We start from the raw sequence: 24,252 nt of genomic DNA on the forward strand, positions 1-24,252 counted from the left end.
ATGGCCCAGCCAGGTGACAGGCGTGGGGTGGCGTTCGCCGCCATCGTCGTGGTCATCGCCGCGGTCGGCATCTACCTGACGATGTGGCCGGACTCCGAGGATCAGGCCGAGCCCCGGCCGGCGGTGACCCGGGCCGGCGGCGTGCCCGTGTCGAGCACGCCGCTGGCGACCGCGAGCGCCGCGCCGTTCGACGTCTACTCCTATCTGCCGATGAAGAAGGAGCAGCTCGCCGCGGCGGCCGACCTGGCCGAGCGCTTCACCTCCGTGTACGGCACGTTCCGGTTCGACGAGGATCCGGCGGTGTACGCGGGCCGGGTGAAGGCGTACACGACGGCGGACTTCGGCAACGTGCTGACCAGGACGCTCACCTCGGCGGGCACCGTCGAGCAGAACCGCAACGACGAGATCGTCTCCACGGCCACGGCCCGGCTGAAGGAGATCAGGCAGATCGAGAGGACCTCCATCGTCTTCGTGGTCACCGCGACCAGACAGGTCACCGCCAAGAGCGGTGCCAAGCAGCTCAGCGAGGAGTTGGCGGTCACGGTGAGCCAGTCGGGGGCCGATTGGCGGATCTTCGACGTCATGCCGGCGACCGAGGGCCAGGATGGGGACCCTCCCGGGTGAAGATGTCACGAGCGCGGCTCGCTCTGGTGATCGGCCTCGCGGGAGCGCTGCTCCTGGTGGCGGTCGTCGTGTCGCCGATGTTGCTGATCTCGATGCCGTCCTTCCTCAACGACGGCGGCTTCACCGCCGACTGCGAGGACACCACGCAGGTGGAGGAGGTGTCGGACTCCGGCGTCTCCGACATTCCGGTCGAGTACCTGGACCTGTACAAGGACTACGGCAAGAAGATCGGCGTCCAGTGGAACATCCTGGCCGCCGTGGGCAAGCGCGAGACCGACCACGGCCGCTCCGACCTGCCCGGCGTCAAGAGCGGCACCAACTCGGCCGGCGCGGCCGGGCCGATGCAGTTCCTGATCTCGACGTGGGGCGGCCAGGCCAGGGTGCCGGTGTCGTCGGCGGTCAACGGGTACGCCTCCGACGGCGACGGTGACGGCGTCGGCGACGTCTACAACCCGGCCGACGCGATCCTGGGCGCCGCGAAGATGCTCAAGCGCAACGGCGCGCCCGAGAACGTGCGGCAGGCGCTGTTCGTCTACAACCGCGCCTGGTGGTACGTCGACCAGGTCGAGGAGATCGCCAGGAAGTACGCCAAGTCGGGCGAGGTCGAGCTGCCCCCGCAGGCTTCGGAGGAGTGCGACGAGCCGCTGGTGGAGGCCGCGCCGAACGACCTCGTGGCCAAGATCCTGCAGTACGCGCTGGCGCAGCGCGGCAAGCCGTACCTGTGGGGCGGCACGGGGCCGGACGCGTTCGACTGCTCGGGGGTCATCTACGCGGCCTACCGGGCGGCGGGGTTGTCGATTCCGCGTACGACGTTCACGCAGTGGCCTTTCGGGGTGAAGGTGTTAGAGGGCGACGAGCAGCCGGGGGACCTGGTGTTCTTCAACGCGGGGCCGGGCACCTCCAGTGACAGCCCCGGGCACGTGGGGCTGGTCGTGTCGAAGGGCAAGATGCTGGAGGCGCGGTGCCGGCTGTGCGGGCCGATCAAGGTCACCAGCTACCAGGCCCGCACCACCCGGGTGGGCTTCACCCGTCCCCTGCAGAACCCCGATGTCCTCGAACAGCTCAAAAAGCTGCAGAATCCAGTCCTATGAGGAAATTCACCATATGAGCACGATCGTGGTCGTCGCCGCGGTGATCGTCGCCCCCGGCGGCCTGGTCCTCGCCGCCCAGCGCGCGGAGCCGCCCGCCCTGGCCGGCGGCTGGGAGTTCCCCGGCGGGAAGGTGGATCCCGGGGAAAGCGAGGCCGAGGCCCTGATCCGGGAGTGCCGCGAGGAGCTCGGCGTGGAGATCGCGGTGGGCAAGCAGGTGGGCGGCGACTGGCCGCTGTCCGAGGGGTACGTGATGCGCGTCTACCTGGCCACACTGGCCTCGGGCACGCCGGAGGCGAGAGAGCACCTGGCACTGCGGTGGCTCGAACCCTCCGCCTACTACGACGTGGAGTGGCTGGGGGCCGACCTGCCCATCATGAAGACCGTGGAGAATCTGCTGCTCCGTGATTGAAGCATTCCTCTCTGTGACAGAATGACTACTAGATGTTATTTGTCGCGGCGGGGGAGTGGGAGCGATGCGGCGTGGCTGGGTCATCGCCGGCGCACTGATCCTGGCGGCAGTTCCCTCCGTGCCGGTGGCGGCGGCTGGGGTGTCGCTGGTGCTGGAGCGGGTCAACGGTGGGTCCGGCGGGGCCGGGAAGTGGGTCAGGGCCGGGGACGTGCAACGGTTCAGGGTGCGGCTCAACGGGGTGGCCGAAGGCGTCAGGGTGGCGGTGGCGGCGAGCCCTGCGGCGGCGCTCTCCGGCGTGGTGTGCGCACCGACACCCGCGCCGGCTGCGCGACAGGCCGCCGCGTCTGCGGGCTACGCCGCAGCGGCTCTCAAGGGCGTCTCAGCGGCTGGAGAGGTGGCTCTGGCGGGTGCCCGGGGTTCGGCGAGCCGTGACGGCTCGGAGAGCGCCGGCGCTGTCGCGGCGGGAGCACTCGCAGTGCGGGCGCTAGGCGTCGCCCGGCTCTCCGGTAATTCGGGGTCCACCGGAGTGGCTGGCGGTGCGGGGTCCGCTGGTCTGGCTGGTGGTGCGGGGTCCGATGGAGTAGCTGGTGGTGTCGGGTCCGCTGGGGTGACCAGGGGGGTCGGGTCCGCTGGAAGTGCCGGTGGTGCGGTCCTGCCGGGAGTGCGGGTGTGTGTGCTGGGGGCGGTGTCCGGGGAGCGGATCATGGAGGCGACGCTCACCGTGCCGGCCGGGGTGAAGGAGGTGGCCCTCGCGGCGGTGGCCGGCCTGGGGTCCGCCACGGGCGACGGCCAGGCGGACGGCCGGGTGACCAAGGGCCTGGCGTCGGACGGGCTGATCACGATGAGCAAGACCGCCACTTTGCGGGTGGCGAGCACGATCACGGGTGGCGCGGCGACGTTCAGCGGTCAGGCGAAACGTGTGCGGCCGAAGAGGCAGCACGGCAAGGGGCGGCAGACCGGAAAAGGCGGCTACCCGGCCGGGGCCCAGCCGGGCACCCGCGCAGGGGCGGGGGCTGGCCCGGTGGCGGGCGATGCCGCGCGAAACCCAGCGAAGGATGTCGCCGCCCGAAGCCCGGTGAAGGACATCGCCGCGCGGAGTCCCGCGAAGGAGGTCGCCGAGCTGAGCTTTCCGCAGGTGGTGCCCCAGCAGGGCGCGCCCGCACCAGCGCGGGCACCCGTGGTCGTGCCCGGCCACGGGCAGACACCCGCGCCCGCAGTCGTGCCTGTTCCCGGGCAGGGAGCCGCGCCCGCGGCTGTGCCCGTCCCCGGACAGGCTGCCGCGCCTGCGCAGGCGGTCGTGCCTGGGCACGGGCAGGCCGCCGCGCCCGAGCAGGTGGTCGTGCCCGGCGGGATCGTGCCGTCGGTGTCTCCTCAAGCCCTGTCCGGCGCCCCGGCTGCCGGCGTTCAGCCGTCGCCGGCGAGCGGGCCCGACGAGTGGGGAGCGGCGCCGTTGCCGTGGGAGCTGGCCGCGCCGAAGAGGCGGATCGAGTCGGCCGGAGCGGCCGGCGGACTGGGCGGCCCCAAGGGAGTCCTGCTCGTCGTGGGGGGCATCGGCACCTTGATGGGAGCCCTGTGGCTCATTGGCACGGTACAACGGGGCAGCAAACGGAGAAAGGTGTTGTAATACCGTCTTTACTGTTACTTTTACCCGGCTAGTATTCCCTTGACCATGGTTCCGGGACCAGGCGGAGGACACAGGTGGCACGCACCAGAGCGACAGCCGTGTCCGCTATCGTGCTGGCGCTCGGCCTGGCCGGCGTCGGAGCGACCCCGTTCATCGTGCAGAGCGCGAGCGCCTCCGTGGCGGCGTACGACCCACCGGTCGAGCCCTGCGACGTGGGCGAGGTGTGCGATGCCACGCCCGAGACCACCGTCACGGTGACCACGACGCTGGACACGCCGACTCCCGAGGAGACTCCGGAGACGACGATCACCAAGACCGTCACCGCCAGTCCGTCGACGAAGAGCAAGAGCCCGACCCCGGCGAAGAGCACCACGGCGCCGGCGAGCAGCCCGGCGAGCGCTCCGGCCGAGAACCCGCAGCCGCTGACGTCCCAGAGCATCGAGGTGCCTCCGACCAGCGCCGCGCCCACGGTCGAGCCGTCCGTGGAGATGCCGGCCATCGCCCCGTCCGACACGGCGACCCCGCCGCCGGCGGCGAGCGAGACCCCGGCCGCCTCCACGGAGGAGATCCCGGTGGAGTTGCGCGGCGCGGCGCCGGAGTTCGACCAGCGGACGCTGACGCAGAAGCTCAGCATCCCGGCGCTGGTGCTGGTCCTGCTGGCGCTCTTCGCCGTGCTGATCTTCGAAGGCCGGCTGCGCCGCATGGCGCACGCGGCGGCGGTACGCAAGGCCGGCCCGCCGATGGGTCACCCCGAGGGCCCGCCGGGCGGCGGCTATCCCGCCGGTCCCGGTTACGCCACGGCCGGCTTCACGGCCCCCGGCTATCCGGGCGGCACGGCGTACGCGCCGATCATCAGCTTCGTGCCCGTGCAGACGTATCCGAGCGGCCAGGTCCAGTACGGCGCCGTCTACCAGGACCCGAACCACCCGTACCCGCCCCAGGGCTACACGCAGGAGCCGCCCGCGGCGGAGCCGATGGTGCTGCACCCGGACGAGTTCGACTCCTTCAGCCACGAGCCGCCCAGGACCAAGGAGTTCCGCGACCCGTTCGAGCCGCTGGTGGCCCCGGAGCCCGTGCCGGCGGACATCCCGCCGGGCGGCGCGAGCCCGTACGAGGACGACGCTCCTGAGCGCCCGCTGGGCGCGACCTCGTTCGCTGAGTCGGGTGACGCGGAGCCCTGGCAGGGGGAGGCCGGCGGGCTGTTCCAGCCGGCCAGGCCCTACGAGCCGCCGCCCTACCTCGCGCCCGACGAGGACGTGACCGCGGTACAGCCCCTGCCGCCGCAGCCGCAGGAGGAAGAAGCGCAGCCGGAGCCGACCAAGGAGATGCCGGACTCCAAGCGCAAGCGCTTCCGCCGCGCCAAGTAGACAACGAGACAGCACGAAGGGGGCCGGTCGCATGGCGACCGGCCCCCTTCGGCGTTACTTGGCGCGCTTGAAGATCTTGTTGCCCAGCCACACCAGCGGGTCGTACTTCCGGTCGGCCACGCGCTCCTTCATCGGGATCAGCGCGTTGTCAGTGATCTTGATGTGCTCGGGGCAGACCTCGGTACAACACTTGGTGATGTTGCAGTAGCCGAGCCCGTGCTCCTCCTGGGCCGCCTCCTGCCGGTCCGCCACGTCATACGGGTGCATGTCCAGCTCCGCGATCCGCATGAGGAAGCGGGGACCGGAGAAGGTGGCCTTGTTCTCCTCGTGGTCGCGGACGACGTGGCAGACGTTGTTGCACATGAAGCACTCGATGCACTTGCGGAACTCCTGGGACCGCTCGACGTCGACCTGCTTCATGCGGTATTCGCCGGGCCGCACCTCCGCCGGAGGCGTGAACGACGGGATTTCCCGGGCCTTCTGGTAGTTGTAGGACACGTCGGTGACGAGGTCCTTGATGACCGGGAACGTCCGCATCGGCGTGACCGTGATGGTCTCGTCCTCCTCGAAGGTGGACATGCGGGTCATGCAGCCCAGCCGCGGCTTGCCGTTGATCTCCATGCTGCACGAGCCGCACTTGCCGGCCTTGCAGTTCCAGCGCACGGCCAGGTCGGGGGCCTGGGTGGCCTGGAGCCTGTGGATGATGTCGAGGACGACCTCGCCCTCGTTCACCTCGACGGTGAAGTCCTCAAGACCTCCCTCGCCGCCCTCACCGCGCCAGACCTTGAACTTTGCCTTGTAGCTCATGACTTCGCTATCCCGTCGAACTCGGCCATCTCTTCGTCGGTGAGGTATTTCTGCAGCTCGTCCCGGTCGAACAGCTTGATCAGGTCCGCGCGCATGGACGGCTGCCTCTTCTCCTCGACCGTGACGCCGGAGCCGTCCTCGGTGCGGCAGACGAGCAACTTGCGGCGCCATTCCGGGTTCATGCCGGGGAAGTCGTCGCGGGTGTGCCCGCCACGGCTCTCCTGGCGCAGCAGCGCGGCCTTGGCCACGCACTGCGACACGAGCACCATGTTGCGCAGGTCGATCGCCAGGTGCCAGCCGGGGTTGTAGATGCGCGAGCCGGCCGCGCCGACGAGCTGGACCCGCTCGTTGAGCTTCTCCACGGCCTGCAGCGCCTCGGAGACCTCTTCGGCCTTGCGGATGATGCCGACCAGCTCGTTCATCGTGCGCTGCAGCTCGCTGTGCACCTCGTACGGGTTCTCGCCGCTGCGGCCCAGGGGCGCCAGCGCCTCCGCCCGCGCCTCCTCGACCTGCTCCGGCGACACCTTGGGCCTGGTGGCGAGCCCGTCGATGTAGGCCGCCGCGCCCGCGCCCGCCCGGCGCCCGAAGACCAGCAGGTCGGACAGCGAGTTGCCGCCCAGCCGGTTGGAGCCGTGCATGCCGCCCGAGACCTCGCCGGCCGCGAACAGACCGGGCACGTCCGCCGCGCCGGTGTCGGCGTCCACCTCGACGCCGCCCATGATGTAGTGGCAGGTCGGGCCCACCTGCATGGGCTCGGCGGTGATGTCGACGTCGGCCAGCTCCTTGAACTGGTGGTGCATCGACGGCAGCCGCTTCTTGATCTCCTCGGCGGGGAGCCGGGTGGAGACGTCGAGGAAGACACCGCCCTGGGGTGAGCCGCGGCCGGCCTTCACCTCGGCGTTGATGGCGCGGGCCACCTCGTCACGCGGCAGCAGCTCCGGCGGGCGCCGGTTGTTGGCCTGGTCGGTGTACCAGCGGTCGCCCTCCTCCTCGGTGGTGGCGTACTTGTCCTTGAACACCTCGGGGATGTAGTCGAACATGAAGCGCTTGCCCGCGGAGTTGCGCAACACGCCGCCGTCGCCGCGGACGGACTCGGTGACGAGGATGCCGCGCACCGACGGCGGCCAGACCATCCCGGTGGGATGGAACTGGATGAACTCCATGTTGATCAGCTTCGCGCCGGCGAGCAGGGCCAGGGCGTGGCCGTCGCCGGTGTACTCCCAGGAGTTGGAGGTGACGACGTACGACTTGCCGATGCCGCCGGTGGCGAGGACCACGGTGGGGGCGTCGAAGAGCACGAAGTTGCCGGTCTCGCGCCAGTAGCCGAACGCGCCGGAGATCGCGTCCCCGTCCTTCAGCAGCTGGGTGACGGTGCACTCGGCGAAGACCTTGATGTAGGCCTCGTAGTCGCCGTGCGTCTCGTAGTCCTCCTGCTGGAGCGCGACGACGCGCTGCTGCAGCGTGCGGATCAGCTCCAGTCCGGTACGGTCGCCCACGTGTGCGAGCCGTGGGTACTCGTGCCCGCCGAAGTTCCGCTGGCTGATCTTGCCGTCCTTGGTGCGGTCGAACAGCGCGCCCCAGGCCTCAAGCTCCCAGACGCGGTCCGGCGCCTCTTTGGCGTGCAGCTCCGCCATGCGCCAGTTGTTGAGGAACTTGCCGCCCCGCATGGTGTCACGGAAGTGCACCATCCAGTTGTCGTCGGAGTTGACGTTGCCCATCGCGGCGGCGGCGCCGCCCTCGGCCATGACCGTGTGCGCCTTGCCGAACAGCGACTTGCAGACGATCGCCGTCTTCTTGCCCTGCTGACGGGCCTCGATCGCGGCGCGAAGACCGGCGCCGCCGGCGCCGATGACGACGACGTCGTACTCGTGGCGCTCTGTGTTAAGGGAGTTTTCCACTGAAGCTGGTCCTTACGCGTACGGGAAGGCGATGATGCCCTTGGCCACCAGGCGGACATAGAGGTCGGCGCCCATGACCGAGAACATCGAGGCCCACGCGAGGGGCTGGTGCTTGGCGTTGAGCTTGGAGACGAACGTCCAGGCCCGGTAGCGCAGCGGGTGACGGGAGAAGTGGTTGAGCCTGCCCGCGGTGATGTGCCTGCAGGAGTGGCACGACAGCGTGTAGGCGTTGATCAGGACGGCGTTGAGTATCAGGATCCAGGTGCCCAGGCCGTTCGGCTTGTGGATGAGCGCCAGGACGGCGTCGTAGGCCAGGATGAGCCCGATCAGGATGGCCGCGTAGAAGAAGTAGCGGTGGACGTTCTGCAGGATGAGCGGGAAGCGGCGCTCACCGGTGTACTTGCCGTGCGGCTCCTGGACCGCGCACGCCGGGGGCGACAGCCAGAAGGAGCGATAGTACGACTTGCGGTAGTAATAGCAGGTCAGCCGGAATCCGCCGGGCAGGCCGAGGATCAGCAGGCCGGGCGGCAGGGTGTACCAGTCGCCGATCGGGGCCCACCCGAAGAGCCGCGCGCCCTCGGCACACGTCTCGGTCAGGCAGGGCGAGGAGAACGGCGCGATGTAGGGATCGACGAAGTAGCTGTTGTCGATGATCGCCCATACACCGTAGACGAGAAACGAGCTGAGCCCGAGGAACGTCAGGAGCGGGGCCAACCACCATCTGTCTGTGCGCAGGGTGCGCACCTTGATCTGCGCACGCTGCCTTCTGACCGGAGCGTCGGGCGTCGTCTGGGTCATCAGGGACCTCTCCACCTCCAGCGGATCCTTCGCGCAGGGGATCCGTGGTTCGTTTCGCTGGGCGCGCGTACACGGGCGGTATCCGCTCAGGCGCGCGTTGGTGGGGGATACGTTACGACGACAGCATCGACATTTGTGAGCGGGGTCACTCACTTTTTCGAGGACCAGATGTGATTCCTGTCACGTACGCCCGTCAGAGGCGTTGTTCCGGGGCCGGGAGCTTCACTACCGTCACGAAAAAATCATCTATTTGCTGGACAACACGGATAAATGCCGCGAAATCTACCGGTTTGGAGACATAAGCGTTGGCGTGCAGCCGGTAGCTGTGCAGGATGTCCTCCTCCGCCTCCGACGTCGTCAGGACCACCACCGGGATCGTCCGCAACGCCGGGTCGGCCTTGACCTCCTCCAGCACCTCCAGGCCGCTCATCCGGGGCAGATTGAGATCGAGCAGGATGAGGTCCGGGCGTGTCGCGCCGGCGTAGGAGTCAGTCCTGCGCAGGTACGCCATCGCCTGCTCGCCGTCGTTGACCACGTTGAGCGTGTTGCGCACCTTGTTGAGGTCGAACGCCTCCCGGGTGAGCAGGATGTCCCCTTGGTCGTCCTCCACCAGGAGCACGTCGATCGAACGCCAGTCAGCCATCGTCGTCTCCAGTCGCGGGCAACGTCCAGCGGAAGGTCGCGCCGGGGCCCTCGGCGTCGCCGTCGAGCCACAACTGTCCGCCGTGGTACTCGACGATCTTGCGGCACAGGGCCAGTCCGATGCCAGTCCCCGGATAGACGTCACGGGGGTGGAGGCGCTGGAAAATGAGGAAGATCCGGTCGGCGTACTTGGGCTCGACCCCGATGCCGTTGTCGGAGCAGGTGAACTCCCACAGGTCGCCGTCCCTGCGCACCCCGATGTGGACGCGCGGAGGCTCCTCGGAGCGGAACTTGACGGCGTTCTCGATCAGGTTCTGGAAGAGCTGGGTGAGCTGCAGCCGGTTGCCGGTGACCTCGGGCAGGTCGTCCCTGGTGACGGTGGCCCCGGTGTCCTCGATCGTGGCCGAGAGGTTGTCCAGGGCCCTGCTCAGCGCCGCGCCCGAGTCGACCACGGACTTCTCGCCGGTGACCCGGCCCACTCTGGAGAAGTCGAGCAGGTCGTTGATCAGGAGCTGCATGCGCTTGGCGCCGTCGACCGCGTAGTGGATGTACTGCCTGGCCCGGTCGTCGAGCTGCGGGCCGTAGCGCTGCTCCAGCATCTGGGTGAAGCTGGCGACCTTGCGCAGCGGCTCCTGCAGGTCGTGGCTGGCGACGTAGGCGAACTGCTCCAGGTCGCCGTTGGACCTGCGCAGCTCGCCGGCCTGGTCGTCGGCCGTGCGCCAGGCCGAGACGATCCTGGCGCGCATGGAGTCGATGTGGCTGGACAACTCGGCCAGCTCCGCCGGGCGGTCGACGTGCAGGGTGTGGTCGAAGTCGCCGGCGGCGACCGCACGGACCTGCTCGGCGAGCTGGTCGATGGGCTTCAGGACGGCGAAGCGGACGACGAAGCCCAGGCCGACGGCGCAGCCGAGCAGCACCGCGAACACCACGATCAGCGCCGCGTCCAGGCGTTCGAGCTGCGCGGTCACCTCGGGACGGGGGTTCAGCGCGAGCGCCTGCGACAGCAGCACCATGGGGACCAGGACCCCGGTCGCGAACGCGACGCCTGCCACCGCCCCGATGATCAGGAACCAGCGGGCGACGGGCAGCCGGCCGAGGCCGGTCGGCTTCCTGGCCGGCGGCAGCGGATGGATGGTCATGCTCTCCTCCTGCTCACCAGGACCACGGCGAGGTCGTCGCTCAGCGTTCCCACGTGCGTGAGAAGCCGGTCGAGGTCGATGGAGCCGTGCTCGCGGACGAGGTCGACCAGGCCGTCCACGCCGAGCAGCTCCGCGCGCTCGCCCGCCGCCGCCTCGATCAGGCCGTCGGTGTAGAGCATCATGGACCACTGCTCACCGAGCGGCACGTCGATCGGCGACCACTCGGCGTCGGGGAAGATGCCGAGCGGCGGGCCCGACGGCGCCTCACGGACCACCGCGACCTCGCCGTCGCGCACCAGCACCGGCGGCGGGTGGCCGACCACGTGCATCCTGGCATGCCGCAGGTCGGGGCTGATCGTGGCCGTGCAGAGCGTCGTGAAGATCTCGGGGGCCTTGCGCTCGGCCCGCAGCAGGGCGTCCATCGTGCGCAGCAGCGTGTCGTCGGCCTGTCCGGCCAGCACCAGCGTGCGCCAGGCGATGCGCAGCGCCACGCCGAGCGCGGCCTCGTCGGGGCCGTGCCCGCAGACGTCGCCGACCACCACGTGCACCGAGCCGTCGGGCGTCTGCACCGTGTCGAGGAAGTCGCCGGCCAGCGTCCCGCCGCTGCCGGGCAGGTAACGCGTCGTGTGCTCGATGGCGTTGGTGTGCAGCAGCTTGACGGGCAGCAGCCCGCTCTGCAGCCGGCTGTTCTCCTTGGCCGACAGCTCCGCCTGCACCAGTCTGAGCTGGGCCAGGTCGGCCCGTTTGCGTTCCATGGCGTATCTGATGGCCCTGGCCAGCAGCCGCGCGTCGGTGTCCTGCTTGACGAGGTAGTCCTGCGCCCCCGCCTGGACGGCGGCGACCCCGACGTGCACGTCTCTGAGCCCGGTGAGCACCAGGACGGCCGCGTGCGGCGCCAGAGCCAGCACCTCCTCCAGGGCCTCCAGCCGGCTGGCGTCGGGCAGCGACAGGTCGACGAGCACGCACTGGATCTTGGTCGTCAGCTTGCCCTTGGCCTCTTTCAGGCTCCGCGCCCGGAGGATGTGCGGCGGCGCGAGGGCCTGCTCCAGTAACTCCTCGACGAGGAAGGCGTCACCGTCGTCATCCTCGATGAGGAGCAGCGTCAGCGTTTCGGAGAGGTTGGCCGTCACACACGCCTCACGGGAGAGTCGGACTGTTCATGCTCATTCTGCGATGAGTTCAACCCCTTGCGGAAGCGTGCCCTCGTGCCCGGCTTCCGCGACGAAGGACAGCAGGGTCTCCCTGAACGCCTGCGCGGCCGTGGTCGGCTCGACGTCCTTGCGGTGGGCCAGCGCGATCGTCCGGTTGAGGCCCGGCGGCGCCAGCGGAGTCCCGGACAGACCCGGCCGCCCGTCGAGCACCATCGACGGCACCACGGCCACGCCCAGCCCCGCCTCCACGAACCGGAGCACCGCGTCCATCTCCCCGCCCTGCACCGCGAACCTCGGCTCGAACCCGGCCTGCCGGCACGCCGTCAGCGTCGCCTCCCGCAGGTCGTAGCCGCGCCTGAACATCACCATCTGCCGCCCCCGCAGGTCCTCGATCTCCAGGTACGGGCCTTTGGCGCGCTCGTGGGAGGGCGAGACCACCACGAGGTTCTCCCGCAGGATCTCCTGGGTCACCAGCGAGGGATCGTCGCTCTGCAGCGGCATGATGATCAGTGACAGGTCGAGCTGCCCCCGGGCCAGCGCCCTGACCAGGTCGCGCGAGCCGCCCTCCTCGACCAGCAACTCGATGCCCGGGTAGGCCCGGTGGAAGCGGGCCAGCGCGTCGGCCAGCAGCCCCGCGCAGAGCGAGGGCGTGGCCCCGAGCCGCACCCGGCCCCGGCGCAGCCCGGCGAGCTGGGCCACCTCCTGGCGCGCGTTGTCGGCGTCGGCCAGGATCCGGCGGGCGAGGGGCAGCAGCGCCTCGCCGGCCGCGGTCAGCGTGACGTTGCCGCGCGCCCGGGAGAAGAGCGGCGCGCCGAGATCGTGCTCCAGGGCCTTGATCTGCTTGCTGAGCGAGGGCTGGGCGACCCGCATGCGCTCGGCCGCCTGGGTGAAGTGCCTGGCCTCCGCCACCGCGACGAAGTAGGCGAGCTGCTGAAGTTGCATGTGACATTCCTCGCACCGGCCTGTCGGAAATCCGGGAAAAGGCCCCACACACCTGCATCATAGCCTGAAGCTATGGAAACCAGGCATGTGATGACTTGGACGGATCATCGCTGCGTACCTAGCCTCCGAAGACGTGACTGCCACGATAGAGCGCGGCGCCGCCACAGCGCCTGTTACCCCACCTTCCCGGACGCCCCGGAAGCCCGGCGGCTTCCTGGGCTCGTCTCACGGTAAGAAAGTCGTCATGGCCGTCACGGGCGCCGTGATGGTGCTCTTCCTTCTCGGCCACATGCTCGGGAACCTCAAGATCTTCCTTGGCCGGGAGTCGTTCAACGACTACGCCCACGCGCTGCGTACGCTCCTGGAGCCTCTCGCGCCGTACCGGACGCTGCTCACGCTCGTCGAGATCGTCCTCGTCGCCTCGGTCGTCCTGCACATGTGGGCCGCGATCTCGCTGGCGCGCCGCGCGCACAAGGCCAGGCCCGTGAAGTACGTGGCCAAGAAGTCGCAGGCCAACGGCTACGCCACGCACATCATGCGGTTCGGCGGCCTGACGATCCTGCTCTTCGTGATCTGGCACCTGCTCGACCTGACCTTCGGCGTCGTGAACCCCAAGGGCTTCGACGCCGCCCCCGCGGACCGGATGGTCGCCGGCTTCGAGCCGTCCAGGTGGTGGGTGACGCTGATCTACATCGTCGCCGTCGTCATGGTCGGCCTGCACCTGCGGCACGGCATCTGGAGCGCCTTCCAGACGCTCGGCTGGGCCAACCAGGCCCGCAACCAGGTCCTCCGCGTGTCGGCCGGCCTGGTCTCCGCGGTCCTGGTCATCGGCTTCCTCGCGCCGCCCCTCGCGATCACGTTCGGAGTTGTGAAGTGAATTACACCGAAGGCCCCGAGATCCGGGACGCCAAGGCGCCCGAGGGCCCCATCGAGGAGCGCTGGGAGAAGCGGAAGTTCGGCGCCAAGCTGGTCAACCCGGCCAACAAGCGCAAGCTCAACGTGATCGTGGTCGGCACCGGCCTCGCGGGCGGCTCGGCCGCGGCGACGCTGGGCGAGCTGGGCTACAACGTCACGTCGTTCTGCTACCAGGACACGCCGCGCCGCGCCCACTCCATCGCCGCCCAGGGCGGCATCAACGCCGCGAAGAACTACCGCGGCGACGGCGACTCGATCTACCGTCTCTTCTACGACACGGTCAAGGGCGGCGACTTCCGCGCCCGCGAGTCGAACGTCTACCGCCTCGCCCAGGTCTCGCTGAACATCATCGACCAGGCCGTGGCGCAGGGTGTGCCGTTCGCCCGCGAGTACGGCGGCCTGCTGGACACCCGCTCGTTCGGCGGCGCCCAGGTCTCCAGGACCTTCTACGCCAGGGGCCAGACGGGCCAGCAGCTGCTGCTGGGGGCGTACCAGGCGCTGGAGCGGCAGATCGCGGCCGGGACCGTGACCATGCACACCCGGCACGAGATGCTCGACGTGATCGTCGCCGACGGCCGGGCGCGCGGCGTCATCGTGCGCGACATGGTGACCGGCGAGATCGAGCGGCACCTGGCCGACGCCGTGGTGCTGGCCACGGGCGGCTACGGGAACGTGTTCTTCCTGTCCACGAACGCCAAGGGCTGCAACACCACGGCGATCTGGCGGGCGCACCAGCGGGGGGCGTACTTCGCCAACCCCTGCTACACGCAGATCCACCCGACCTGCATCCCCGTCTCCGGCGAGTACCAGTCGAAGCTCACGCTGATGTCGGAGTCGCTGCGCAACGACGGGCGCGTCTGGGTGCCGCTGCGCAAGAACGACACGCGGGCTCCCGGTGACATTCCGGACGAGGAGCGCGACTACTACCTGGAGCGGATTTATCCCGCTTTCGGGAACCTTGTCCCCCGGGACATCGCCTCCCGCGCCGCCAAGAACGTCTGCGACGAGGGCCGCGGTGTCGGCCCCGGCGGCCTGGGCGTCTACCTCGACTTCCGCGACGCCATCAACCGGCTCGGCCGCGACGCCGTGGAGAAGAAGTACGGCAACCTCTTCGAGATGTACGAGCGCATCACGGGCGAGAACCCGTACGACGTGCCGATGCGCATCTACCCGGCCGTCCACTACACGATGGGCGGGTTGTGGGTGGACTACGACCTGCAGTCGACCGTCCCCGGGCTCTTCGTCATCGGTGAGGCGAACTTCTCCGACCACGGCGCGAACCGCCTCGGCGCCTCGGCGCTGATGCAGGGCCTGGCCGACGGATATTTCGTCCTTCCGACCACCATCGGCGACTACCTGGCGAACGGCCCCTACGGCGAGGTCGACGAGGAGGCCGTGGCCGAGGCCGAGATCAAGGTGCGTGGCAAGATCGACCGGCTGCTGGCCGTCAACGGCACCCGCACGCCCGACTCCTTCCACCGCGAGCTCGGCAAGCTCATGTGGGAGTACTGCGGCATGGAGCGCACCGAGGAGTCGCTGCGCAAGGCGCTGGAGCGCATCCCCGAGCTGCGCGAGGAGTTCTGGCAGAACGTGAAGGTGTCCGGCGCCGCCGAGGAGCTGAACCAGACCCTGGAGAAGGCCGGGCGCGTCGCGGACTTCTTCGACCTGGCCGAGCTCATGTGCCTGGACGCGCTCGTCCGCACCGAGTCCTGCGGCGGCCACTTCCGGGCCGAGTCGCAGGACGCCGACGGTGAGGCGCTGCGCGACGACGAGCAGTTCGCGCACGTCTCGGCGTGGGAGTACACGCCGTCCGGCGAGCCGGTCCTGCACAAGGAAGCTCTTGAGTACGACTACGTCAAGATGACCCAGCGGAGCTACAAGTGAACCTGACCCTTAAGGTCTGGCGTCAGAGCGGTCCTGCCGATGGCGGACGCATGGTGACGTACCGGGTGGAGGACGTCTCTCCGGACATGTCCTTCCTGGAGATGCTGGACGTCCTGAACGAGCGTCTCATCCTGGAGGGCGACGACCCGATCGCCTTCGACCACGACTGCCGCGAGGGCATCTGTGGCATGTGCGGCATGGTCATCAACGGCGTCGCGCACGGCGAGCAGCGCGCGACGACGACCTGTCAGCTCCACATGCGCCACTTCGAGGACAACGCCGTCATCACCATCGAGCCGTGGCGCGCGGCGCCGTTCCCGGTGGTCAAGGACCTGGTGGTGGACCGCAGCGCGTTCGACCGGATCATCCAGGCGGGCGGCTTCGTCTCGGTCCCGGCCGGCTCGGCCCCCGACGCCCACAGCCTGCCCGTGCGCAAGGAGGACGCCGACGACGCCTTCGACGCGGCGACCTGCATCGGCTGCGGCGCCTGCGTGGCGGCCTGCCCGAACGGGTCGGCCTCCCTCTTCACCGCCGCCAAGATCACCCACCTGAGCCTCCTGCCCCAGGGCCAGCCGGAGCGGCTGACGCGGGCCAAGGCGATGGTGGACCAGATGGACGCCGAGGGCTTCGGCGGCTGCACGAACACCGGCGAGTGCACGGCCGTGTGCCCGAAGGGCATCCCGCTGGACACGATCGCGCAGATGAACAGCGACTACCTGAAGGCGAACGCCAAGTAGTCCCTTTTCCGGCAGCCTCCACTCGCGACGGGGTGAACCCGTCGAAGCGGGAGTCGCTGGAAGCGGTCGAGAAGTAGGCCCCGCACCTGCTGGCCGATCACTGAGGGCATGAGCCGCTACAACTATGATAGCTGCAGCTATCATAGTTGTAGCTATCATTCTCGTCGGACCTGCAGGGGGCGGCATGCTCGCCAAGCCGAAGCGTCTGTTCGGACGTGACACCGAATGGGAAGAGCTGGCCGACTTCGCCGCCTCTCCCGTCATGGGTGCGACCCTGGGGCTGGTGTACGGGCGTCGCCGCCAAGGCAAGACACTCATGCTCGAACTGCTGGCCCAGGAGACCGGCGGCATGCTCTTCGCGGCCACCCAGCAGAGCGAGGCGCAGAACCTCGCCGATCTGGGCGCTGCCTACGCGGCCCATCGAGGATTGCGGCAGGCGGTCTCGTTCGGCGACTGGCGGGAGGGGCTCGACGAGCTGCTCCGGCTGGGCGAAGAGCGGGCGACTCCAGTGATCATCGATGAGTTCCCGTATCTCGTTTCATCGACGCCGGCGCTGCCGTCCTACCTGCAGCATGCGCTCAGTCCGATGAGCCATGCGAAGGAGAGCACCCGTACCCGCATGATCCTCTGCGGGAGTGCCTTGACGACGATGGCCCAGTTGCTCGGCGGGGGAGCTCCGCTTCGGGGGCGGGCGGTGCTCGAACTGATCGTGCGTCCCTTCGGGTTCCGCGACGCCGCCGCCTTCTGGGGTTTGACCGAGGACCCGGAACTGGCTTTCCGGGTACACGCTCTCGTCGGTGGCACTCCTGCCTACCTGGAGATGTGCGGCGGCTCTGGGCCCGCGGACCTGGACGGGTTCGATCGATGGGTGCAGCGGCGGCTGCTGAATCCCGCTTCGGCGATGTTCCGCGAAGGAGGGTTGCTCCTCCGGGAGGAGCCGTCGATCTCCGATCCCACCTCGTACGCCGCCACGCTGACCGCGCTGAGCGCGGGCAACCACCGTCGTTCCGAGATCGCCGCTGCTCTGGGCCGTCCCACCAGTGGGATCGCTCACCTGCTCAGCGGGTTGCAGAGTATCGGGCTCGTCGAGCAGGTCGACGACGCGCTGCGTGACAAGCGGAGCGTATTCAAGATTGCTGAGCCGATCGTCCGGTTGCACCAGCTCATCACGCAGCGACGCGAGCCCGAGTTGGTCAGCGGGCAGGCGGCCCGGGTGTGGCGCACCACCGCCGACACCGTCGCGTCCAAGATCTACGGGCCCCATTTCGAGGATCTGGCGCGGGAGTGGTGCTTCCTGCACGCCTCCAGCGACACGCTCGGCGGGATCGCGAGTGCGGTGCGTCCGAGCGACGTCTCGTGCCGCGCGCACCGTCAGGGGCACGAACTGGACATCGTCGTGACGGAGACGAGCCCGTTCGCCACCGATCGGATCATCGCGATCGGCGAGGCCAAGGGCACCCTCGCGCCCATCGACGTTCCTCAGCTCCAGCGGTTGGAGCATCTGCGCGCGTTGCTGCCGGACGCCCGGCTCGATGGGCAGCCCAAGCTGCTGCTGTTCGCGCGCTCGGGATTCACCGATGACCTGGTGGAGCTGGCGCGTGGGCGCGCGGACGTGGAGCTGGTCGACCTGGCGCGGATGTATTCCGGCGATTGACGCTGACCGGTGCACCGAACGAGCCTGTCTCCTCATTTGCATGCTCAGCGACATACTAATCAGGTCATCTGAGGGCACTGCGGCCGCTGGTAGACCTGCCCGCGCTGCTCGGCGCCGAATGACCCGGTGGTCGTGCCCCGCTAGAACACGGGTGTAACAACGGGCGGCCCCGGACCACTACCTCGTGACAGAAGAAACACATCCGGAACGAAGGGCTGGACGGTGACGGATGATGCGCACCGGTTCACCGGCATGTACGACGAATGCCGGCAACGTGTGTGGGCCTACGTGGTCAGCCGGGCGGGCCGGCAGGTGGCGGACGAGGTGGTGAGTGAGACCTTCGCGATCGCCTGGCGGCGGCTGGACGATGTGCCGGAGCCGGCGCTGCCGTGGTTGCTCGGCGTCGCCAGGAACGTCCTGCGCGACAACGTGCGGGCGGAGGTGCGCAGGGAGGCGATGGCCGCGGAGTTGCGGGCCTGGACCGAGGGGGACGTGGCCGATGAGGTGACCGAGCGGATGGGGGTGCTGCGGGCGCTGGCCGCGCTGCCGGAGGACGATCGGGAGATCCTCGTCCTGGTCGCCTGGCACGGGCTGTCTCCCAAGGAGGCCGCGCGGGTCATCGGCTGCTCGTCGGCGGCTTACCGCGTACGGCTGCATCGTGCTCGTAAGCGGCTCAAGCAGGCCATGGACGCCGGCGAGACGCACGCCGCCGAGCGGTCCCATCCGTCACGGACCTCGCCCCACGTCCGGAACCTCAGCGAGGAGTGGTCATGAATCCCATGGACGAGCTTCGGGCGGCCCGGCCCGCGCACCTCGGCGACCGGCCGGTGGATGAGCGCACCAGGGCGGTGGAGATGTCCCGCGCCATGGCCGGCCCGCGCCGGGGGGAGCGCAGGAAGCGGCGCACGGTGGTGCGGCCGGCTTGGAGCCTGGGGCTGCTCGGAGCGGCCGCGGCCGTGACCGCGGCGGTGATCGTGGTGACCGGCGGGACCGGCGGGACGCCGACCCCACCGCTCGCCTCTGACGGCGGCTCGCTCGCGGTGCGTACGACGGCCGCGCCGAAGGTGCGGTTGTCCGCGCGCGACGTGCTGCTGGCCGCCGCCGAGAAGGCGGATCGCCAGGAGGAGAAGAGCGGCGGCTACTGGCACACCGTGTCGGTGAGCCGGATGTTGTTCACTGCGGCCAAGGGCGGCTACCAGGTCCTCAACCAGCAGCGGGAGGAGGGCTGGACGCCCAGCGCCACCGGTGGCGACCAGTGGAGCCGCAGCCGCACCCTCGGCGCGCGGCCCGCCACCGAGGCGGACCGCCAGGCGTGGGAGGCGGCCGGCTCTCCGGCGAAGATCTCCGTCGTGGTCCCGGGCAAGAAGGGGACGATAGAGCTGTCCACCTCTCCGGGCCGGGCGCAGACCGGTCATGCTCCGCTGGTGGACGGGGACAAGGTGTTCTGGCTGGGGCGCAACGTCTCCATGAAGGACCTGCGCGACCTGCCGGGCGAGCCGGGCGAGCTCAAGCAGTGGCTGCTGAAGTCCTATGAAGGCCACGGCACCGAGGGCGACAGTGAGCAGATGTCGGCCGACACCTGGTTGTTCAAGGTCAGCGCGGGACTCATCACCGACATGCCGGTGACGCCGCAGGTGCGCGGTGCCGCGTTCCGCATGCTGGCCGAGCTCGACACCGTCAAGGCCGCCGAGGGCGTCACGGACGCCGAGGGCCGTCAGGGCGCGGCCGTGAGCGTCGAGGAGACCGTGCGGGGCGGCACCGTCCTGGAGAACAGGCTGATCATCGACGAGGGGACCGGCCAGGCGCTGGCCAACGAGAACATCGTGGTGAAGGGGGCGGGCCCGCAGGCCGGACTTGAGCCGGGCGCGGTCTACAGCTCCAGCGCGGTGATCGAGGCGGGCTGGACCGACACCAAGCCCTGACCTCATCATGGGGGCCCGCCGGACCTATCCGGTCTGGCGGGCCTCGTCGTTGGCGTTGGAGCGGATCTGCTGGATGCGCTGCTTGGTGAGGCCGAGCAGCTCGCCGATGTCGCCGTCGGACAGGCCGACCTCGTTCATGTGCTTGACCCGCTTCTTGAGCGTGCGCGTGTAGTCCTCGGCGATGGCGGCGGCCTGGCGCTGGAGTGCGGCGAAGTCGTCGAGGTCCTGCTCGGACAGGCCGGGCAGCGTGTAGTGGAAGACGGGCACGGGGGGCTGGGCGCGGTCGGCGAACAGGAACGGGAAGCCCTCGGCGACGTCTCCGTGCAGTTCCTTCAGCGTACGGGCCGACATGCCGCCGGCCACGCCCTCCACCTGGGCCAGCCACAGGCTGCCGGCCATGGTGACGTGGACGTCAACGCGGTCTGCGGTCATCGATCCTCCAGCCAGTCGTCGCCGAACAGGTGCGCGAGCCCCCGTTCGAGGGAGTCCACCAGGTGTGGGGTCTCCTTCGGGTACAGCGGGACGATCGCGCGGGCGACGACTCGGCCCTCGGCATCCCATAGCAGGAGGAATCGCTGGCGTTTGGTCGTCTCCGACCAGTCGCAGCGCAAGCCACGGGTGTGGGAGAGCCCGACGATCCTGTCGCGGATGGCCGCGTAGTCCTCTCGTTCCACCACACGCGGCAGACTATATCCCTTGCCTATCATCGACAAGAGGTCTTGTCGCCACTTTTGGCTAGGGTGTGTCCGGCATGCCCCAGGCGATCAGGAACGTCCGCACGGCGGCGTGGGCCAGGTCGCGCAGCTCAGGGTCGCCGATGGGCCGGGTGCCCAGCTGGGTGCGGGCCTCCAGCGGGCCGACGAGCAGGGCCATGAGCTGCTCGGCCGCCAGGTAGGGCTCGGTGGCGCGCAGCCGCCCCGCGAGCGTGAGCCGCGCCAGACGGTCGGCCAGCGCCTGGTTGAGTCGTTGCGGGCCGCTGTCCTTGACGATGTCCAGGGCGTCGGGGAAGTTCGTGATCTCGGTGTAGAGCAGGCGGCGCAGCGCGCACGGACGCTCGTCGGTGTGCGCTCGCAGCAGGGCGAACGCGACGTCCGTCAGCGTGGCCGTCAGGTCCGCGCCGGGCTCGACCAGGGGCTCCAGGGTGGCCAGGCGTTCGTCGAGCACGGTCTGGGCGGTGCCGCCGTCGCCGCCGGCACCTTCGCGGCCGCCTTCGACGCCTCGCTGAGCACGATCGGCTGGACGTCCACCGGCTTCCTGCTGGCCGTGACGGCCACCATCCCCTTCACGACCTGGGCCGTCGACCGGGTCGGCGGCAAGAGGTTGTGGCTGGCCGGACTGCTGATCTTCCTCGCCGGGTCGCTGGGAGCGGGCCTGGCCTGGGACGTCGGCAGCCTCGTCGTCTTCCGCGTGCTGCAGGGCTTCGGCGCGGGGCTGCTCGATCCGCTCGTGCTGATCCTGCTGGCCCGTGCCGCCGGGCCGCGCCGGGCCGGGCGGGTGATGGGACTGATGGGGGTGGTCCTGTCCCTCGGGCCGGTGCTCGGGCCGATCGCGGGCGGGGCCGTGCTGGCCCACCTGCCGTGGCGGTGGATGTTCCTGCTCGGCCTGCCGCTGGGGCTGGCCGCGTTCCTGCTGGCGCTCCGCGTGGTCCCCGCCGACGAGAAGCCGGGCACGGCGGCGACGCGGCTCGACGTCATGGGGCTCGCGCTGCTCGGGCCCGGGTTCGCGGCCGTCGTGCTGGCCCTGTCGCAGTCGGCGGAGCAGCGCGCGTTCGCCGCCTGGCAGGTGCTGATCCCCCTGGTCGCGGGCCTCGTGCTACTGGCCGGCTACGGCCTGCGGCGGCGCCCCGCACCGCTGATCGACCTGCGGCTGTTCGCCAACCGGGGGTTCAGCGCGAGTGTCGCGATCATGGGGCTCAGCGGCCTGCTGCTCTTCGCCACGCTGTTCGTCCTGCCGCTGTACTACCAGCAGGTCCACGGGGCCGGTGTGCTCGCGGCCGGCCTGCTGATGGCCCCGTTCGGGCTGGGCGGCGCGGTCGCGATGCCGCTGGCCGGGCGGCTGTCGGATCGTATCGGCGCGCGTGGCCTGGCCACCGGCGGCGCGATCGTGGCCGCACTCACCCTGCTGGCCCTCACCCGGATCGGCCCGGACACGCCCGAGGTCTGGCCGGCGCTGGGGGCGTTCGCGGTCGGGCTGGGCAGCGGCTGCTTCAGCGCGCCGACGATGGGCTCGCTCTACCGGACGCTGCCGCCGCCCATGGTGGCGCAGGGCAGCTCGGTCCTCTACATGCTCAACCAGCTCGGCGCGGCGCTCGGGGTCGCGCTGGTGACGCTCATCCTGCAGATCGCCGGTGACGATGCGATCAGCGGGGTACGCGGCGTCTTCTGGTTCGCCTTCGGCGTGACCGTGGTCGTACTGGCCGCCATCCCGCTCCTGCCCGGCAAACCGCTCGTTTCCGCCGAACTCATACAGACTCCATTGTGATGGGCGAGGCCCGGCTCACCCGCCTAAGCTGCGCAGAGTGATATCCCTGTGGCACGTAAAGCGGTAGAAATAGTCCTATGCTCCGTCGCGCCCAGGTGGTGCTGTCCGTTGTCTTCATCGCCTTGCTCGGCGTCGCGACGAATGTGGCGACCGGAGTTCTGCCGTCGTCGTGGCAGGGCCACTTATGGGTGGCGTGGCCGTTGATGCTCGTCATCCTCATTGGTGCGGCGGTACTGGAGGTCTCCCAGAAGGATGAGAGGCCGGCCGAATTCCCTTCGGCGCAGGCCCGTAGTGAGCTCATACGCCGGGTACGGCGGTTCTGGGTGACTGGTGTTCTGGAGAAGTCGCTGTACAACGAGGCGCGGATTCAACTTGATCTGGTGGTCCACGAGTCGGCCGACCGGCCCTGGGACATTGCGGTCACCTGGGCGAACGGCGCCCAGGAGCGGCTGCCACCAGGTACGGGAATGGCCGAGGTGTTCGCCCGGATGGATCAGCGGATCGTCATCCTGGGTGCGCCCGGAGCGGGCAAGACGACCATGCTGCTGGAGCTCGCCAAAAGCCTTCTGGTGCTGGCGGAGGACGAGAACAGGCCTGTCCCGGTCGTCCTGCCTCTCGCGTCATGGGCCCGTAACCGGCGGACGATCGCCGAGTGGATCGTCGACGAACTCGTGGAGAGCTACGGCATGCCCCGGCGGGTCTCCGGTGAATGGCTGCGCACGCACAAGATTCTCGTGCTCTTCGACGGCCTTGACGAGGTCGCGGCGGAGTACCGCTCGGAGTGCGTCACTCAGTTGAACGGATATCTGAGTGCCAACCCGACCAGCAGTGCCGTCTGTTGTCGCGAGGCCGAATACGCGCTGCTCCGGGAACAGGTCAAGGCTTACGGCATCGTCATGATCCAGCCGCTGACGGCGGAGCAGACCCAACACTTCCTCGTCGACGCGGGATCCGGACTGGACGGGTTGCGGGCGGCACTCGCAGCAGACCCCGAGTTATGGCAACTGGCCTCGTCGCCCTTGTTGCTCAGCATCATGGCACTCGCCTATCGGGAGGGTCCGGAGCGGCTCCCGTCGACCCAGCGGGCGGGCCCGCGCCGTCGCCTGTACGCGCAGTACGTCAGGACAATGCTGCGCTGGCGTAAGAACTCGAAGTATTCGGCGGAGGCGTCTCACCGCTACCTCCAGCTTCTTGCCAGCCGGCTCCGCACCGACCGTCAGACCGTTTTCACGATCGATCTGTTAGGCGCCGAATGGCTCCCGGGCGGCTATCATCTGAGCAACTCCCATTACATTATGCTGCTGGCGACCGTGCCGTCCTGCGCGCTCATGTTCGTGGTGGCCTGGCTGATGGTCGGTTATCCGATCGCCGTTTTCGCGACAATCATCGTCGGCACCGGGCTTACCACGCAGCTACTCAGCCAGGATTACGAGAATATCTCACTCATATCCTGGCAGAGTCGAGAGAACGCGAGGCAGATCTGGCCGCCCCGGCAGCCGCCGCGGCGTGGCGACATAACCGCCAACTCGGTGATGAAATCTTTTCTCATGTCCATTGTGGGGTTCTTCGACCGCGGACTCGGGGACAAAGCCGTCGCGCTGGTGATCACCGTGGTCGTCGCCGTGGTCCTGAGCCTGCAGGAGTTCGCCCTCACCGGACCCGTTTACGCGATCGTGCTATTCGTCTCCTACCTTCTGGTGTCCGGGCTGATAGACGGCTTCGTGGATGAGCTGACCACCTCCGGCCGCCTGATCTTCCGGACGCGAGAAGTGCCGAGCCCGGCACTGCGCCCCCGCGTCCGGCTCGCCTTACGTGTCGGCTTCGCCTGGAGCATGATCACCGGCTTCGTCGCCTCGTACGTCGCCAGGGCGGCCCCGGCGGAGTCGTTGCCTCCCCACAGTTATGGCGTTCTCACCGGCCTGGCCGCCTTCCTCTTGATATTCGCCTCGATAGGCGGCGCGCCGCTTCTGGAACAGGTGATACTCCGCTATGAACTGGAGAGATCACGTTGTGTCCCATGGCCGTGCATGCCATTTCTTGACTTCATGACGGAATGCCTGATACTCCGCAAGGTCGGACACGGCTATATCTTCGTCCATCGCGAGCTGCTTGATTTCCTGGCCGACCCCGAAGCCAACGCCGAGCTGCAGGCCGACGTCACATAGCG

23 protein-coding genes are annotated in these 24,252 nt (G+C 69.2%); 13 read left to right on the forward strand and 10 right to left on the reverse strand.

Features of this window, described 5'->3' with window-relative positions; translation table 11 throughout:
• The 5 genes from ACWD0F_RS14630 (at window position 1) to ACWD0F_RS14650 (ending at window position 5,115) form a co-directional block, all read left to right on the forward strand.
• On the forward strand, window positions 1-624 hold the full coding sequence (locus ACWD0F_RS14630; RefSeq protein ID WP_449875442.1) for a hypothetical protein: 624 nt from the start codon (window positions 1-3) through the stop codon (window positions 622-624).
• A 2-nt stretch (window positions 625-626) separates the two neighbouring features.
• Entirely contained in the window at window positions 627-1,715 is a 1,089-nt protein-coding gene (locus ACWD0F_RS14635; RefSeq protein ID WP_449875732.1) for a C40 family peptidase, read from the forward strand.
• Window positions 1,716-1,728: 13 nt separating this feature from the next.
• On the forward strand, window positions 1,729-2,124 hold the full coding sequence (locus tag ACWD0F_RS14640) for a (deoxy)nucleoside triphosphate pyrophosphohydrolase (RefSeq protein WP_449875443.1): 396 nt from the start codon (window positions 1,729-1,731) through the stop codon (window positions 2,122-2,124).
• 703 nt (window positions 2,125-2,827) lie between these two features.
• Window positions 2,828-3,748 carry a hypothetical protein gene (locus ACWD0F_RS14645; protein WP_449875445.1) on the forward strand — a complete coding sequence of 307 codons (921 nt, stop codon included), beginning with the start codon at window positions 2,828-2,830 and terminating at the stop codon, window positions 3,746-3,748.
• A gap of 98 nt (window positions 3,749-3,846) precedes the next feature.
• Window positions 3,847-5,115, forward strand: coding sequence for a hypothetical protein (locus ACWD0F_RS14650; RefSeq protein ID WP_449875447.1), 1,269 nt, complete (start codon window positions 3,847-3,849; stop codon window positions 5,113-5,115).
• Window positions 5,116-5,169: 54 nt separating this feature from the next.
• On the opposite strand, the gene ACWD0F_RS14655 is transcribed toward ACWD0F_RS14650, so the two are convergent.
• The 7 genes from ACWD0F_RS14655 to ACWD0F_RS14685 form a co-directional block, all read right to left on the reverse strand.
• A complete protein-coding gene (locus ACWD0F_RS14655) occupies window positions 5,170-5,922 on the reverse strand; it encodes a succinate dehydrogenase/fumarate reductase iron-sulfur subunit (protein ID WP_449875449.1) in 753 nt (250 codons plus the stop codon).
• Entirely contained in the window at window positions 5,919-7,820 is a 1,902-nt protein-coding gene (locus tag ACWD0F_RS14660; protein WP_449875451.1) for a fumarate reductase/succinate dehydrogenase flavoprotein subunit, read from the reverse strand. The genes ACWD0F_RS14655 and ACWD0F_RS14660 overlap by 4 nt, the downstream gene beginning before the upstream one ends.
• 12 nt (window positions 7,821-7,832) lie before the next feature.
• Window positions 7,833-8,618, reverse strand: coding sequence for a hypothetical protein (locus tag ACWD0F_RS14665; RefSeq protein ID WP_449875453.1), 786 nt, complete (start codon window positions 8,616-8,618; stop codon window positions 7,833-7,835).
• Window positions 8,619-8,811: 193 nt separating this feature from the next.
• Complete coding sequence (locus ACWD0F_RS14670; protein ID WP_449875455.1) at window positions 8,812-9,261, reverse strand: response regulator; 450 nt, start codon at window positions 9,259-9,261, stop codon at window positions 8,812-8,814.
• The gene (locus ACWD0F_RS14675; protein WP_449875457.1) at window positions 9,254-10,399 is read right to left on the reverse strand and encodes a sensor histidine kinase; all 1,146 of its coding nucleotides are present in this window, start codon (window positions 10,397-10,399) and stop codon (window positions 9,254-9,256) included. The genes ACWD0F_RS14670 and ACWD0F_RS14675 overlap by 8 nt, the downstream gene beginning before the upstream one ends.
• Entirely contained in the window at window positions 10,396-11,529 is a 1,134-nt protein-coding gene (locus ACWD0F_RS14680; RefSeq protein WP_449875458.1) for a PP2C family protein-serine/threonine phosphatase, read from the reverse strand. Before ACWD0F_RS14680 ends, ACWD0F_RS14675 begins: the two co-directional genes overlap by 4 nt.
• Before the next feature lie 33 nt (window positions 11,530-11,562).
• Entirely contained in the window at window positions 11,563-12,492 is a 930-nt protein-coding gene (locus ACWD0F_RS14685) for a LysR family transcriptional regulator (protein WP_449875460.1), read from the reverse strand.
• Between the two features lie 244 nt (window positions 12,493-12,736).
• Here ACWD0F_RS14685 and ACWD0F_RS14690 point away from each other — a divergent pair, with 244 nt between their 5' ends.
• The 6 genes from ACWD0F_RS14690 to ACWD0F_RS14715 all read left to right on the forward strand — a co-directional run bounded on the left by ACWD0F_RS14690 (window position 12,737) and on the right by ACWD0F_RS14715 (window position 19,604).
• Window positions 12,737-13,369 (forward strand): succinate dehydrogenase cytochrome b subunit, encoded by a 633-nt coding sequence (locus ACWD0F_RS14690; RefSeq protein ID WP_449875462.1) that lies wholly within the window; start codon window positions 12,737-12,739, stop codon window positions 13,367-13,369.
• Window positions 13,366-15,291 carry a fumarate reductase/succinate dehydrogenase flavoprotein subunit gene (locus tag ACWD0F_RS14695; RefSeq protein ID WP_449875464.1) on the forward strand — a complete coding sequence of 642 codons (1,926 nt, stop codon included), beginning with the start codon at window positions 13,366-13,368 and terminating at the stop codon, window positions 15,289-15,291. The genes ACWD0F_RS14690 and ACWD0F_RS14695 overlap by 4 nt, the downstream gene beginning before the upstream one ends.
• On the forward strand, window positions 15,288-16,028 hold the full coding sequence (locus ACWD0F_RS14700; protein ID WP_449875466.1) for a succinate dehydrogenase/fumarate reductase iron-sulfur subunit: 741 nt from the start codon (window positions 15,288-15,290) through the stop codon (window positions 16,026-16,028). The genes ACWD0F_RS14695 and ACWD0F_RS14700 overlap by 4 nt, the downstream gene beginning before the upstream one ends.
• A 184-nt stretch (window positions 16,029-16,212) precedes the next feature.
• Window positions 16,213-17,682: an AAA family ATPase gene (locus ACWD0F_RS14705; protein WP_449875468.1), complete on the forward strand. Its 1,470-nt coding sequence runs from the start codon at window positions 16,213-16,215 to the stop codon at window positions 17,680-17,682.
• A gap of 222 nt (window positions 17,683-17,904) precedes the next feature.
• Window positions 17,905-18,456 (forward strand): RNA polymerase sigma factor, encoded by a 552-nt coding sequence (locus tag ACWD0F_RS14710; protein WP_449875470.1) that lies wholly within the window; start codon window positions 17,905-17,907, stop codon window positions 18,454-18,456.
• Window positions 18,453-19,604: a CU044_5270 family protein gene (locus tag ACWD0F_RS14715; RefSeq protein WP_449875472.1), complete on the forward strand. Its 1,152-nt coding sequence runs from the start codon at window positions 18,453-18,455 to the stop codon at window positions 19,602-19,604. The genes ACWD0F_RS14710 and ACWD0F_RS14715 overlap by 4 nt, the downstream gene beginning before the upstream one ends.
• A gap of 24 nt (window positions 19,605-19,628) precedes the next feature.
• Here the strand turns inward: ACWD0F_RS14715 and ACWD0F_RS14720 are convergent, their stop codons facing one another.
• Genes ACWD0F_RS14720 through ACWD0F_RS14730 form a run of 3 tightly spaced genes read right to left on the reverse strand, consistent with a single transcriptional unit; the run spans window position 19,629 to window position 20,768 of the window.
• Window positions 19,629-20,036 carry a hypothetical protein gene (locus ACWD0F_RS14720; protein ID WP_449875474.1) on the reverse strand — a complete coding sequence of 136 codons (408 nt, stop codon included), beginning with the start codon at window positions 20,034-20,036 and terminating at the stop codon, window positions 19,629-19,631.
• Window positions 20,033-20,281: a hypothetical protein gene (locus ACWD0F_RS14725; RefSeq protein ID WP_449875476.1), complete on the reverse strand. Its 249-nt coding sequence runs from the start codon at window positions 20,279-20,281 to the stop codon at window positions 20,033-20,035. The genes ACWD0F_RS14720 and ACWD0F_RS14725 overlap by 4 nt, the downstream gene beginning before the upstream one ends.
• Window positions 20,282-20,339: 58 nt before the next feature.
• Complete coding sequence (locus ACWD0F_RS14730) at window positions 20,340-20,768, reverse strand: TetR/AcrR family transcriptional regulator C-terminal domain-containing protein (protein WP_449875478.1); 429 nt, start codon at window positions 20,766-20,768, stop codon at window positions 20,340-20,342.
• On the opposite strand from ACWD0F_RS14730, the gene ACWD0F_RS14735 reads away from it, so the two are divergent.
• Entirely contained in the window at window positions 20,667-22,085 is a 1,419-nt protein-coding gene (locus ACWD0F_RS14735) for a DHA2 family efflux MFS transporter permease subunit (protein WP_449875480.1), read from the forward strand. The two genes, ACWD0F_RS14730 and ACWD0F_RS14735, sit on opposite strands and share 102 nt — an antisense overlap.
• A 77-nt stretch (window positions 22,086-22,162) precedes the next feature.
• On the forward strand, window positions 22,163-24,250 hold the full coding sequence (locus ACWD0F_RS14740; RefSeq protein WP_449875482.1) for an NACHT domain-containing protein: 2,088 nt from the start codon (window positions 22,163-22,165) through the stop codon (window positions 24,248-24,250).
• Window positions 24,251-24,252: the final 2 nt, after the last annotated feature.

Source organism: Nonomuraea sp. NPDC002799, assembly GCF_053592075.1.

Bases quoted from the DNA above. Each gene is read 5' to 3' on its own strand.
- ACWD0F_RS14685 (WP_449875460.1), bottom strand. From the start codon at position 12,492: ATGCAACTTCAGCAGCTCGCCTACTTCGTCGCGGTGGCGGAGGCCAGG.
- ACWD0F_RS14665 (WP_449875453.1), bottom strand. From the start codon at position 8,618: ATGACCCAGACGACGCCCGACGCTCCGGTCAGAAGGCAGCGTGCGCAG.
- ACWD0F_RS14675 (WP_449875457.1), bottom strand. From the start codon at position 10,399: ATGACCATCCATCCGCTGCCGCCGGCCAGGAAGCCGACCGGCCTCGGC.
- ACWD0F_RS14715 (WP_449875472.1), top strand. From the start codon at position 18,453: ATGAATCCCATGGACGAGCTTCGGGCGGCCCGGCCCGCGCACCTCGGC.
- ACWD0F_RS14690 (WP_449875462.1), top strand. From the start codon at position 12,737: ATGGCCGTCACGGGCGCCGTGATGGTGCTCTTCCTTCTCGGCCACATG.
- ACWD0F_RS14670 (WP_449875455.1), bottom strand. From the start codon at position 9,261: ATGGCTGACTGGCGTTCGATCGACGTGCTCCTGGTGGAGGACGACCAA.
- ACWD0F_RS14630 (WP_449875442.1), top strand. From the start codon at position 1: ATGGCCCAGCCAGGTGACAGGCGTGGGGTGGCGTTCGCCGCCATCGTC.
- ACWD0F_RS14645 (WP_449875445.1), top strand. From the start codon at position 2,828: ATGGAGGCGACGCTCACCGTGCCGGCCGGGGTGAAGGAGGTGGCCCTC.
- ACWD0F_RS14655 (WP_449875449.1), bottom strand. From the start codon at position 5,922: ATGAGCTACAAGGCAAAGTTCAAGGTCTGGCGCGGTGAGGGCGGCGAG.
- ACWD0F_RS14720 (WP_449875474.1), bottom strand. From the start codon at position 20,036: ATGACCGCAGACCGCGTTGACGTCCACGTCACCATGGCCGGCAGCCTG.
- ACWD0F_RS14635 (WP_449875732.1), top strand. From the start codon at position 627: ATGTCACGAGCGCGGCTCGCTCTGGTGATCGGCCTCGCGGGAGCGCTG.
- ACWD0F_RS14640 (WP_449875443.1), top strand. From the start codon at position 1,729: ATGAGCACGATCGTGGTCGTCGCCGCGGTGATCGTCGCCCCCGGCGGC.
- ACWD0F_RS14705 (WP_449875468.1), top strand. From the start codon at position 16,213: ATGCTCGCCAAGCCGAAGCGTCTGTTCGGACGTGACACCGAATGGGAA.
- ACWD0F_RS14740 (WP_449875482.1), top strand. From the start codon at position 22,163: ATGCTCCGTCGCGCCCAGGTGGTGCTGTCCGTTGTCTTCATCGCCTTG.